The sequence below is a fragment of the Paraburkholderia sp. BR13444 genome, from assembly GCF_040948755.1.
Taxonomy (GTDB): Bacteria; Pseudomonadota; Gammaproteobacteria; order Burkholderiales; family Burkholderiaceae; genus Paraburkholderia; species Paraburkholderia youngii.
In genome coordinates this window covers 65,155-77,010 of the sequence record NZ_JBFPKM010000006.1, presented here as the reverse complement: position 1 = coordinate 77,010, position 11,856 = coordinate 65,155, and the positions used below count along the sequence as shown (strand labels likewise).

Below are 11,856 nucleotides of genomic sequence, written 5' to 3'. Positions count from 1 at the left end.
ATCACGCCGTACTGCTCTGCGGCGCGGTCGATGAGCGCGGGTTCACTCGCCGAGCTTGGCGGTGCGGACCCGCGCTCGGTCCATGCCGCGATCGGTACTCCATCGCAGCATGTTTCGCGTGGGTCACGCGGCTCTCTCGCGAGACGCAGCGGTAATCGGGCAGTTTGGCGCACGGCGGCTTGCGGCTTGACAGTGACGCTCGTCGCCGGTGTGCGTTGCACGACGTTCGTCGCGGGCTTGCGCGGTGATGCGCCGGCGACTGGCTCCGTGTGGATCGCGCGCGATGCGATTCCGGGCAATGACGGGGTGTATCGGGGTGGCTGCCGTTCGTGGTCGATCGCGCTCGCGTCCGTTGCCGTGGCGTGCGCGGGCGGAGGGTGCGTTTCCCGGCTGGTGGCGTTCGCATCCGTTGCCGTGGCGTGCATGAGCGGCAGTTGCATTTGGCCGTCGATCGCACTTGCCTCATGAACTGTCCAGTGCGTGGGCGGCCGTTGTGTTTGGCCGTCGACGGCGCCCGTCGGCATTGCCGTGCCTTGGGAGGGCCGCGGGCGTGACTCGCGGTCAATATCTACGAACCGGTCAATTGCGCTCGACGGCCTCCACGTGGTGTCACGAGCAGGCGTCGATGAATACGGTTGGCGGCTTACGTCGGCGGCAACGCGAATTGCGCTGGAAAGCGGTGTCTCCTTCATGATGTTCGATGCGGCCGCCGGGGATTCGATCGATTGCGATCGATGTAAGACGACGGCATCTCGCACCGGGAACGCCTTCGGTTCGGGGCGTGCTATCGCTTCGCCTTGCGGCGCTTCGATGCGATCGGAGCGTGCGAATGCGCGTGCGAGGGGCGGCGGCACCGCCGCGGTGCGAGCGGCGCTTGCGATCGACATACGCGACAGTGTTGCTTCTGATGCACGGGATCGGGCCGAAGTCCCGCTTGACGCGTTCGACGTTCCCGATACGCCCGGCGTGTTCGACGCAGCGGTCGTTCGCGACGCCTCCTCCGCCCTCGATACGTGAGCCACGCTTGACGCGCCGTCCGTACTCTTCGCGTTAGATGCGCTCGACATATCAGGCATGCTCGTCGCCGTGACGACCGCGCGTCGCATAGCCCATGCCCCATGTTCGGGCATCGGGGGCTCGGCGGCGCTGGGGGGCGCGTGCATCGTTGTCGGTTTTTGGACGTGGCTCGAAGGCGCGCGTGCATCCGTCGTCAGCGTCTTCGACGCAGTGCGATCAGCGATGTGATTCGTCGCCGCAACGAGTTGGTGCGCGCGATCCACCCGATCCACGCAGGCAGACGGCGCCGATAACGAAGACAGCGATTGCTTCGAAACCATTGGTACTGGCGAAAGCGGACCCGCCGCATTGAGCTGCCCGGAACCGGACGCGGACGGCACCGCACGCGCGAGCGGATGAGCCGCGAAGGGGAGCGCGGCATGCTCGATCGAAGCACCCAATCGCCGAGCCGATCGCGCAGCGCCTTCAACCGGAGCCTCACCCGCAGATGCACGCGGCAATTCGCCACCGGTTTCCGGCAAGATCGCGTGACTTGCGGCATCAGGTATGAGCGAAGCAACCGGTCGTTCGTGCGTGACCGTCATAGCCACTTGCCGCACGAGTTGCGCGTCCGGCAGACGATCCGTCGCTCCGCCCGGCATCGACGGGCCGCATTGCATCTGCCCATCTATGAAACTATCTGCTGCAACAGACACCGCGTCGTGACGAACCTGCGTATCCGGCGCTATTTCGACACGCGCATGCTCGGGCGCACATGGGCGCTCGGACAAATCATGCGCGGCGTGCAGCATGATAGGTGACCCGATCCGAGCTACGGGCGCGGGCGCGAGCGCAAGCGCGCCAGCAAGCGGCGTCCGCGACGTTCGCTTGATAGAGTGCGTCTCAGGTGCTGAACGCATGACCATGCCGGCAGACGGCATCGATCCGGATGAGGAAACCGGGACGCGCGGCACGAGCGATCCCGACATGGCACGAGCGCTCGTTGGGCCCGCATGGCCAGATGCATACCTGTCTGATACTTCCGCGCCGCGCGCCGTCACTTCATGCAAAGGCGCAGGGGCCGAACCAGGCGCGGCATCGCCGCCCGATTCCCGCGCACGTCTCGACACGACGTCACCCGCATCAACCGGATGCTTCGAGACCGCACGCTCGCCCTTCGCTGATCGGCTGTCCTGCCGTGCGGCTGCCGAGCCTTGATGCAGCAACGGCACGGCTACATCCGAAGCGGCACTCGTGGCGAGTTCCCCGGCCCCATCCGCGACTTCAGACGCGCTCGCGTCATCCCCACCGCAGCCGGAGGCCGAATCCGTTCGCCTCGCCACCACGAATGTGCGCTGTACGCCCGCGCGCTGCCCACGCTCGCCCACGCGCCGCATCAGCAGCTGTGAAAATTGCATATGACGCGCATGAAGCGCCTCGCCGAACGATGCCCGCGCGCCGTCGCGCGCCTGCGCCGACAGCGCCGTCGTCGTGTGCCGCCGCCACAGCGACGCGCCGAAGTTTTTATCGCCGCTCATAGCATCAATCCCTGATGTACGAGTTCGACCGTCTCGAACGCGATCGCCGAAGTCGCCGCACGCAGTTCGGGGCCTGTCCACTTCACCGGGCAAGCCCTGCGGAATACCCAATGCGGAGCGTTGTCGTCTCCGTGCGCGCCGTTGATGCAGTTGATCGTGAGGGTCACGTCGCGGCGCTGGATGGTCCCCTTCATCACACCGAGATACCAGTTCCACAGATACGGAATGTCGCCAAAGCCGCGCTTGAGCACAATACGCGAGCTGTATTTCGTCGGCCCGGCGAGTTGATGCTCGCCGTTGTTCGATCCGCCCTCGCGATAAGTCTCGACTTCCGTTTCCATCGCGAGTCCCGACACTTCAGCGAATCCGGCAATGGCTTTCTGATCGATCATTACCGAATACGCGAAGGCCAGATAGAAGTCATCAGGTGTGGTATTGCTGGTCAGCACGACGCTACTCCCATGGATCGCGCTCGCGGCGTTCTGCCTCGTCGTTGATCCGCTTGTTAATTTTCGCGACCTCGCTCACCCAACGCCGGCGCTCGAGATGATCGAGCGTCATCAGTTGCGCATGGGGCCAATGAACGTGATAGGCCAGGTAGGCTACCTCCTCGTACAACTGCTCCGGGCGGTAGCCTATCGCTCCCCCGTGGGGTCGACCTCCACCTCGAATCTCTTCTCGCAGCCAGGGCACACCACGGTCAGCCTGTCATGGCCATTCGTGTTGATGCGCCGATACAGATCTTCCAGATGCGCGAAATCAGCGGCGAACAGTTCCTCGATCACGCGCGGATTGACCTGAGGCAAGTCGCCCAGACGCTTCACCACGCGCGAGAGCAGAATTACCGCGAGATAGCCGGGATTGCTCTGCACGCGAGGATCTTTCATTGGTGCGATTTCGTCGCTGGCGGTCGCGAGGCGCATCACGCCCTCGCGATGCACGACGCCGTCGGCATCCACGAAGCCGTGCGGCAGCGTGAAGCTGAATTCGGTCTGCATGCTCATTTGGTTCGATCCAGTCCTTCGTGCGTGAGCTCGATGGTGTCGATGGCTACTTCGTTCGCGGTGGCGTTGAAGCCCGGCCCGGTCCATTTGGTCGGCCATGCAGCGACGAAGTCCCATTGCGCGACGTCGTTGCCTTCATCGTCCATCAGGATGATCGAGCCGTTCTGGCGTGCTTCCTTGATCTTGCCGTCCATCACCTGCTTGCGCCATTTCCACAAGTCGAGATCGTTGGTGATGCCGCGCTTCAACGTAATATTGGCGAACTTCTTGAGGCCCGGCAGCTTGTGTATCGTGAGCGTCTTGTCATCCCCTTCGCGATAGTCGATCGAGTCCGTGGCCGCATCGAGCCCGGACACTTCCCTGAAGCCTGCCCGCTGAATGCCGCCGATCTGCACGCGAAACTTGAAGCCGCGAAACGGGTCTCTACGTTCTCCGGTTGCCATGTTCCTCTCTCCTTCACACCGCCTGCGTTGATTGAAAATCCATCCGACTCACACCTGCAACTCCGGTCCCGCCACGCTCACGCCATCGGCGCTCTGCGTGATGCGCACGACGACGAACTCCGCGGGCGCCGCGGCCGCGAGCCCCGCCAGCGCGCTCACGCGACCCGCCAGGCGCTCCTCGGGCGGATTGGTTTCCGCGTCGCACTTGACGAAGTACGCCTCGGCCTGATCGCCGCCCTTGAGCGCGCCCGCGCGAAACAGATCGCTGAAGTAGCCTTCGAGCCTCTCGGAAACGGCTTTCCACAGCGTGGGGCTGTTCGGCTCGAACATCAGATCGCGCAGGTGATATTCGAGCTCGCGCCTGATCGCCAGCAGAAGCCGCGTGACGTTCACGTAGCGCAACTCGGGCCGGTTAGAAAGCGTGCGCGCGCCCCACACGCGCAGACCCCAACCCGGCCGCTCGCGCAGGCAATTGATGCCCGCCTGATTGAGCGCGGCCTGATCGGTGTCCGCCAGATCGAATTCAAGATCGAGCGCGCCTTCGAGCACTTCGTTGGCTGGCGGCCTGAAGACGCCCTCGCGCCGGTCGCAGCGCGCATAGACGCCCGCGATGTGCCCGCACGGCGGAACGCGCACGGTCGGCTGCCAATCCTGTTTCGCTGCAAACGTCACGATCGGCTTCGTGTCGATCCACGGGAAATACAGCGCGCCGTGCTGCGCGGGCAGCGTCTGCCATTGCTTGATGACGGCATCGAGCGAGGCGCGCTTGCGTTCGTCTACGGCGATGTCGCCCGTCTCTTCGTCCGAAGGCATCGCATCGAGCACCGCGAAGCGATTGCCCATGCGCGCGCAGTGCTCCATGGCACTCGTCTGCACCGCGAGGATCGCATCGCGCGAGTTGGGCGAATCACCTGGCAGCAGTGACATCGCATCCGGCACGCAGACGAGATCGATCTCCTCGACGCCCTCGAGAAAGCCGCCGTTGTCGAGCGGCGCTGCGAGCAGGCGCGCGGCATCGTCGCCGCGCGCCGCCTGTAGGGGCACGACGAGACAGCGTTCGCCGCCGTTCTCGAAAAAACCGCGCACCGCGTGCATCAGGAACATGCCCGCGCCGACATCGGCGTTGAAGATGCGCGCGAAGCGTTCCCAGCGGTCGAACCAGAGCGCGCGCGGCGCATCTGCCGGAAATGCACCCGGTGCGACAAAGCCGATGAACACCGGTACGCCGCCGCTCAGTCCGTGCCGCCCCGCGAGCCCCTGCGAGCGCCACTCGATGTACAGGCCAGGCGTGCGCAGCGACTGCGTGCCCTGCTCGGCCAACGATTCAAGCTTCATGATCGGTCCCACCGTTGATCGCTACGCGTTGTCGTCGCCCGGGCTCACGACTGCCCGGTTCCGGTCGACTGCGTGATGCGGAAGATCACGAATTCCGCCGGCCGCACGATGGCCACGCCGATCTCCGTGATCACCTGCCCCACGTCGCGTACTTCGGGCGGATTCAGCTCGGCATCGCATTTGACGTAGAAGGCCTGGTCGGGCGTCGTGCCGAACAGCGCGCCGGTACGCCATACATTGGTGAGGAACGCGGTGATGTTGAGGCGGATCTTGCCCCACAGCGCCTCGTCGTTCGGCTCGAAGACGATCCACTGTGTGCCCAGCTCAATCGACTTCTGCAGGAACAGGAACAGGCGCCGCACGGGCACGTACTTCCATTCGCCGTTGGCGTCGCCGCCGATGGTCCGCGCGCCCCACACCGTCACCGCGTTGTTCATGATTCGCAGCGCATTGACGCCTTGCGGATTGAGCTCTGCTTGAATCGGCTTGCTGATGTAGTACTTGACCTCCAGCGCCCCACGCACCACGCAGTTGGCCGGCGCCTTGTGCACGCCGCGCTCCTCGTCGGTGCGCGCATAGATACCGGCAATATGCCCGCTCGGCGCGACATACGTGCGTCCGCGGTATTTCGGGCCGACCTTGCGCTGCGAATCGGAGTCCTGCAACTGTTTGGCAGGATCGACCACCTCGATGTGCGGAAAGTAGAACGCGGCGTTTTTGCTCGGGCGCGGCAAAAGCGAATCGATACTCGAGTACGAGAGATTCTGCAGATAGAGGTCCTCGTCGTTGCCGTCGTTGACGACGTCCGGCGCATCGAGAATCGCGAAGCAGTTCTCCCGGTTCTCGGCGTGCGACATCAGCGCTTCCCAGGTGTCGGAATTGCGCGGCAGCCCCGGCGCGGCGATGATCGCGAGATCGTCGATCGACCTGAACTTCTCCAGAACCTTCTCCAGGTCCGCGGCATCCTCGATGCGCGCGACATACGCCTTCGTTCCGCCATTCTTGAAGAACCCGTTGACGGCGTGCGTCAGTGCGTGGTGCCCCGGAAAATACGGGCTGAAAATCCACTTGTCCGGATTCGAGTAAGGCTGGTCGGGCTCGCCCTTGTACGCGGAGAACGTGCCGAAGCGCTGCGTATATTCAGTGAAGTTGGTGCAGAACTTGGTTTCAAATGGATCGACCTTGATTTCGAATTCCTGAAGAATGTAGGGCCTCAGAAACGAAGGCGCGATCATCGCAGCATCGACGTCGCGATTCTCGAACGCTTCGTCGTCCAGGGGCGCTTCGATCGGCTCATCCGCCGTCGCGCCCGGTTTCGATTGACCGTCAGGCGCGGGCGCGGGAGCCGGTGCCGGCGCGGGCGGCGGCGCGGACGCCGCTTCGAACGCGGCGCGCGCCTCGTTCAGCGCCTTGGTCATATTGTCGACGGACTTGCTTAGTTCGTCAGCCTTGTCGAGCGCTTTTTGATGCGCATCCTGTGCTCCACTACGCGCGCGATTGGCGTCGGTCGACGCCTGCTTCGCCTCCCGCTTGTCCTCGTCGGTTGCGTTGTCGAGTGCCGTTTTTTTCTGTTCCGCCTCTGTGTTGGCGGTGTCGAGCGCAGTTTTGGTCGCGGTGACCTCTGCCTCTGCCTCGGCCAGTTTGCGCTTCTCTTCCGCCAACTCGGCATCCTTGGCGTCGAGCGCTGTCTTCATAGCCTGCGTCGCCATATCTTGCTTTGGCTGGATCTGCTCCTCCGTCTTCGCATCGAGCTTGCCCGCCTTCTGCAACTGCGCGCGTCGCTCGGCGAGCGCCGCGATCGCGTGCGCGGCACGCGCGACCACCGGGTCGTAGTCTGGGTTTGGCACCGGGATATAGATCTTCCTCGGCATCACGCCGATGAAGCCGACCACGTTGGTTCCAACGCCGGCGATCGGTTGCTGCGCGGATGCCACTTCCTCGACGTATACGCCCGGTGTTTGATAGGTAGAGCTTGACATGGAGCAGTCCTCTTTCAGTCAATAGTGCAATCGACACTCGCCGATAACGGGAAGAGCCTGAGATGAAGCGGATCGAAAGCTGTCCGCCGGAGTTCAGGGCGCGGGCGGCGACTCGCCGCGCATGCGGGGGTCGTAGTAGAACACCGGCTCCTTGACGAGCGGGATCTTCTTGACCTTGCCCACATCGACTAACAACGTAACGGTGTAGTTGATCGCGGCCTTCGGCTTGCCGCCCATCGCCTGCCAGAACTCGCCCAGACTTTGCAGGCGTCCCGGCTGCAAAGCGCTGACGGGCAGCGGCATGTCGCTGTCCTTGAGGCTGCCGTGCAGCACTTCCTCCGGAAGCACGCGATGCCGCAACAGCACGCGCATGACTTCGCCAAGCAGGCGATGCTCGTCCTCCGCCGGACTCGCGAGACCTTCACGCGGCCACGCGGTAATCAGATAGGAAGCGTCGACGCGCAGGGGCGCCATGGCGCGCAGCACGCTGCCGTCCTCGCGTCGATCGAATTCAAATTCGTGACTGCGCAACTCGGTGTTCTCTCGCACGTCGTAAAGGAACAGGTCGATGGCGGGCGTCGTGACCGATTGCGGCGGGAACTGATCGTCGGGTGCCTCGAAGCTCACCTGGATCTGATGCGCGAGGCCGGGCGACAGTTCGCTCTTCAGCAATGCGGCGAGCGTCTCGTCGAGATCGTCTAGCATGCTTGCCTCTCGCTTGAGATTCGGCCGGCACCACACGTCGCCATGACGTGCGGCACGGTTTCGTAACTTTGTGTTCAACGCCAACCGGTGACGGACCACTACAGAGATAGATGACGCACCTTCGGATGAGGATCGACGTATCGATGTCGGAAACGTCTATCCGATGTCCTCTATCTCTACTTGCAGGTCATGTTGGCAACCCGGCGCCTCACGACAGGGAGCGCCCTGTGTGCAAATCGCAGTCAGAAGGCCGAAATTGAAAAACTCGCCCCCCAACATCGATCAGCATTGGCAAGGTTCAACTCGGAAATGGCAAGGGGACACGTGAAAACTGAGTGCGCTTTCGCGGTTTCACACAGTCTCGATCCAGTTGGAACGCAGCATGAAGAGCTCGCGGCGAATGTTTAGCTAACCCAGGTACCTCAAACATCGCACGACCTCATGCGGATGCGGCCGTCCCGGCGAACCCAGGCACAGACAGACGCGAAGGCGTTGGCCTTGCGCGCCCGACTCATCCGCACCCCGGCCACGAGCGGAGGCATCGTGTCACATCGACTTTTCAAATCGGCATTGCGCATGCTGTGCTCGGGCGCTTCCGGTCTCGCTGTTAGCCTCGTGACCGCCACCGCGTGCGCCGAGCCTCTGCAAGCCGTCGCGGTCAGCCAGCCGGAACCGGGCAACGTCACGGTGACGGTGCGCGCGCCGGGCGCGGCGCCCTCAGCCGACGCCTTCACCCTGCAATTGCCGGGTGCGGACATGGGGCCGACCCAGGTTCCGGCGCAGTCCGTCGAAGCGGCCAATGAGCTGTCGCCCGATCTCGTCACAGCAGTGCTGCTGTGCGTGGACCGCAGCGGCTCGATGCATTCGGCGATGCCGGCGATCAAGGCCGCGCTGAAGGACGTACTGGCCCGGCCGCGCCCGGACCTGCGCATCGCATTGATGTCGTTCGGCTCCGATACGCCCGCCCCGACGCCTTTTTACAGCGAGTCCACGCCCGTCATCGAAGCCGTCGACGCAATCCGCGCCGACAATGGACGCGACGGCAAGACACGCCTTTATGACGCGCTCAACATTGCCATGTCGACGCTCGCCAACGTGCCGCTGCGAGGGCCGAAGCGTCTTATCGTCATCACCGACGGCAAGGACGAAGGCAGCCAGACGCGCTTCGATGTGCTCTCAGTGCTCTTGCAGGGGCGCGGCCAGCGGATGGATGCGATCGCGTTCGGGCAATCGGCGCAGAAGACATCATCGGGTCTCGCGACGCTCGCAAACAAGAGCAGCGGTGCGTTCGTGCTCGCGACGAGTCCATCGAGTCTCGTCGAAGCGCTGCGCGACGATCTCGGCACCGCGCCTGCACCTGCCTACGACGTCAGATTTCACTACCATGCGGCGCCGGGCATAGCGCCGCTGCAATCGGCCGAACTCGTCTACGCGGCGGGCGCGGGCGCGCCGCCCGTGCTGATGTCGATTCGCACCCCGCTTGCCGCACCTGCTCCGGCCGCCGACCAACCGTCGCCGTCGCCGTCGCGATTGCCGTCGACGTCGCCGTTGCCCTTGCCCTTGCCCTCGCGCTTGCCGTCGCCGTCGACGTCGCCATCGCCCTTGCCCTCGCGCTTGCCGTCGCCATCGCCCTCGCCATCGCGCTCGCCATCGCCGTCTCCGTCGCCGGCCGTTGCGTCGGCCGAGCAAGCCGCGCCCGAGAGCGTCCGCCAGGCAGCGTCGAAGCCGGAATCCGTGAACCCGACATCCTCCGCGCACGGGAGCGCCATCACGATCGGCTCCATCAAGATCGACGTGAAGTCCAGCCTCGGCGTGCTGGTCGGGCTGGCGACGATGCTCTCCATACTCGCCTACGCGCTGCGCAGGAAGCCCGTGCGCGTGCCGCTGCCCGACGTAACGCGCCCGCCCCAGCCCGGGCCGAAGCAGCAATGCCAGGCCACCCGCATCGGCGTGATGTTCCCGCCGCCCTCGCCTAACCGTCCCGCCGCGCTGCTCGTCAACGCAGGGTCGCGGGGCGCGACCAGTACGTATGCGATCGAAAAGCCCAATGTGCGAATCGGCGCGGACGAAGCGAATGATCTCATCGTGCGTGACGACTACGTCTCGCGCAAGCACGCCACCATACGCTTCGAGTCAGGGACACTCTATCTCAATGATCTCGGTTCGAGCAACGGCACCTTTCTCAACGGTGCGCGCGTGAAGCAGGTGATGACGCTCTCACCCGGCGACCAGATTCGCTTCGGCCACACGACATGGGAGCTGCGCCGCGCAGGTGCGGCTAGCGTGGCCAGTCGCCCGGAAGAGCGCTTCGAGCGGCCGGTGCCATGAACCGCGTTCGGGAGAGAGCCGTGCACGAAGCGAGCGGCATCGAGGGCGCACTCGCCGTCGACGGTCCGCGCGCGCAGTCCGGCGCAACGCATGCCAATGCGCGCCTATGGTCGGTCGGACAACGCTCGGAGACGGGCTACGTGCGCAGCGAGAACCAGGATCGCATGAGCTGGATTCGCGCGAGCGCGGCGGACATCTTCGTCGTCTCCGACGGCATGGGCGGCCACGCGGGCGGCGCGACGGCGGCGAGCCTCACGGTGCAAGTGATGCAGGGCGAACTGCAAGGCCTGGGTTCACTGCAGAGCGCGCGCGCGGCGCTCGAGCACGCGCTGCAGGCGGCCAACGCCGCGGTGTACGCGCGTGGCCAGATGCCCAATCCTCTGACGGCGGGTATGGGCGCAACCGTCGTCGCGCTGCTTGCGGCAGGCGAGCGGATCATGCTCGCGCACGTCGGCGACAGCCGCGCGTATCTGCTGGACCGGCGCGGCGTGCTGCGTCGGCTGACAAAGGATCACAGCGTCGTGCAGCGGATGATCGACGCGGGCGTGCTCACCGAGAGCGAAGCCGCGAATCATCCGGATGCGAGCGTGCTGGAGCGCGCGCTCGGCCTGAAGCCGCACGTGCCGGTCGACGTGAGCGGTTGGCTCACGCTGCAGCAAGGCGAGCTTTGCATGCTGTGCTCGGACGGCTTGTGTGGATATGTCGCCGACGAGGCGATCGCCGCCGCGATGCGCGAAGGCGGCGCGCCGCAGGCGATCGCGGACCGTCTGGTGCGGATCGCGCTCGAGCGCAGCGGAGAGGACAACGTGACGGTGCAGGTGCTTCGCTGCGGCGAATCTCGCGAATCCGCCCTGCGGCGCTGGGTCATCCGCGGTGCGCTCGCGCTGGCAACGCTCTGCGCGGCCGCGGCGGCGATGGTGTGGGCGGGATGGATCGGCGTGCATGTGGGTGAGCGTCCGGCTACCGAAGCCGCCGCGAAGGCATCGACGATGCTGTCGAAGGCTTCGGAGGCAGTCGCACCGGCTGCGGTAAGCGCGGTGATCGTGCCCGTTCCCGTCGCGACGGCGCTCGCGTCGCTGGAGAAGGAAATCGCCCGGCTCGAACGCGAGCGGGAGCAAGACATTGACGACCACGAGCGCAAGCTCGACGCGCTTTATAGGAAGCGCGATGCGATGCTCGCCGCGTTGCCGACGATCGCGTCCGTCGCATCTGTCACGCCGGCCGTGCCAGATGACCCGCGCGAGGCCAGCACCGGGAGAGTAGCGAGCGCAATAGCCGCGGCGAGCGGCGGCAGACCGGTGGCGGCAACGAGCATGGTTCGAAAGACCGCTCCCGTCGACACGCCGAAGCGGCCGGCAAAGCGCGTGCAGCACACCGCGGCGCAAGCCCCGCCGAACGCCCAGCGTACGGAAGAACCGGCCGCGGTGTCAGAGGTAAGCGCCGCTGGGCCGCCGCCCGGCGTCCGCGACGATGCCGGTCAAACCGATATCTACCCGTCAGACCGTTAGACGGCCCGTGCGTCAGCCAG

Annotated in this window: 11 protein-coding genes; 4 read left to right on the top strand and 7 right to left on the bottom strand. The window is 65.0% G+C overall.

The genetic code is table 11. The annotated features are described in order from the left end of the window. Positions 1-690 precede the first annotated feature (690 nt). Positions 691-1,017, top strand: a complete 327-nt coding sequence (locus AB3X95_RS18630) for a hypothetical protein (RefSeq protein WP_368622155.1) — start codon at positions 691-693, stop codon at positions 1,015-1,017. A 395-nt stretch (positions 1,018-1,412) separates the two neighbouring features. After that, complete coding sequence (locus tag AB3X95_RS18625; RefSeq protein ID WP_368622154.1) at positions 1,413-1,817, top strand: hypothetical protein; 405 nt, start codon at positions 1,413-1,415, stop codon at positions 1,815-1,817. Positions 1,818-2,530: 713 nt separating this feature from the next. On the opposite strand, the gene AB3X95_RS18620 is transcribed toward AB3X95_RS18625, so the two are convergent. The 7 genes from AB3X95_RS18620 to AB3X95_RS18590 form a co-directional block, all read right to left on the bottom strand. Further along, entirely contained in the window at positions 2,531-2,983 is a 453-nt protein-coding gene (locus AB3X95_RS18620) for a phage tail protein (protein ID WP_368622153.1), read from the bottom strand. Positions 2,984-2,987: 4 nt separating this feature from the next. Continuing rightward, entirely contained in the window at positions 2,988-3,173 is a 186-nt protein-coding gene (locus AB3X95_RS18615) for a DUF6760 family protein (protein ID WP_368622371.1), read from the bottom strand. Next, positions 3,170-3,538, bottom strand: a complete 369-nt coding sequence (locus AB3X95_RS18610; RefSeq protein WP_368622152.1) for a phage tail assembly protein — start codon at positions 3,536-3,538, stop codon at positions 3,170-3,172. The genes AB3X95_RS18615 and AB3X95_RS18610 overlap by 4 nt, the downstream gene beginning before the upstream one ends. After that, positions 3,535-3,981 carry a phage tail protein gene (locus AB3X95_RS18605; protein ID WP_008923366.1) on the bottom strand — a complete coding sequence of 149 codons (447 nt, stop codon included), beginning with the start codon at positions 3,979-3,981 and terminating at the stop codon, positions 3,535-3,537. Before AB3X95_RS18605 ends, AB3X95_RS18610 begins: the two co-directional genes overlap by 4 nt. 48 nt (positions 3,982-4,029) lie before the next feature. Next, positions 4,030-5,316: a phage tail sheath family protein gene (locus AB3X95_RS18600; RefSeq protein WP_368622151.1), complete on the bottom strand. Its 1,287-nt coding sequence runs from the start codon at positions 5,314-5,316 to the stop codon at positions 4,030-4,032. Positions 5,317-5,360: 44 nt separating this feature from the next. Further along, entirely contained in the window at positions 5,361-7,295 is a 1,935-nt protein-coding gene (locus AB3X95_RS18595) for a phage tail sheath C-terminal domain-containing protein (RefSeq protein ID WP_368622150.1), read from the bottom strand. Between the two features lie 93 nt (positions 7,296-7,388). Then, positions 7,389-8,000, bottom strand: a complete 612-nt coding sequence (locus tag AB3X95_RS18590) for a DUF4255 domain-containing protein (protein WP_368622149.1) — start codon at positions 7,998-8,000, stop codon at positions 7,389-7,391. 543 nt (positions 8,001-8,543) lie between these two features. Here AB3X95_RS18590 and AB3X95_RS18585 point away from each other — a divergent pair. Then, positions 8,544-10,328, top strand: a complete 1,785-nt coding sequence (locus AB3X95_RS18585) for an FHA domain-containing protein (RefSeq protein WP_368622148.1) — start codon at positions 8,544-8,546, stop codon at positions 10,326-10,328. Further along, complete coding sequence (locus tag AB3X95_RS18580; protein ID WP_368622147.1) at positions 10,325-11,836, top strand: PP2C family serine/threonine-protein phosphatase; 1,512 nt, start codon at positions 10,325-10,327, stop codon at positions 11,834-11,836. Before AB3X95_RS18585 ends, AB3X95_RS18580 begins: the two co-directional genes overlap by 4 nt. Positions 11,837-11,856 lie beyond the last annotated feature (20 nt).

What these genes read in the sequence shown, in the direction of transcription:
- AB3X95_RS18590 (WP_368622149.1), bottom strand. Translation starts at nt 8,000, where the DNA reads ATGCTAGACGATCTCGACGAGACGCTCGCCGCATTGCTGAAGAGCGAA.
- AB3X95_RS18625 (WP_368622154.1), top strand. Translation starts at nt 1,413, where the DNA reads ATGAGCCGCGAAGGGGAGCGCGGCATGCTCGATCGAAGCACCCAATCG.
- AB3X95_RS18600 (WP_368622151.1), bottom strand. Translation starts at nt 5,316, where the DNA reads ATGAAGCTTGAATCGTTGGCCGAGCAGGGCACGCAGTCGCTGCGCACG.
- AB3X95_RS18630 (WP_368622155.1), top strand. Translation starts at nt 691, where the DNA reads ATGATGTTCGATGCGGCCGCCGGGGATTCGATCGATTGCGATCGATGT.
- AB3X95_RS18605 (WP_008923366.1), bottom strand. Translation starts at nt 3,981, where the DNA reads ATGGCAACCGGAGAACGTAGAGACCCGTTTCGCGGCTTCAAGTTTCGC.
- AB3X95_RS18580 (WP_368622147.1), top strand. Translation starts at nt 10,325, where the DNA reads ATGAACCGCGTTCGGGAGAGAGCCGTGCACGAAGCGAGCGGCATCGAG.
- AB3X95_RS18595 (WP_368622150.1), bottom strand. Translation starts at nt 7,295, where the DNA reads ATGTCAAGCTCTACCTATCAAACACCGGGCGTATACGTCGAGGAAGTG.
- AB3X95_RS18610 (WP_368622152.1), bottom strand. Translation starts at nt 3,538, where the DNA reads ATGAGCATGCAGACCGAATTCAGCTTCACGCTGCCGCACGGCTTCGTG.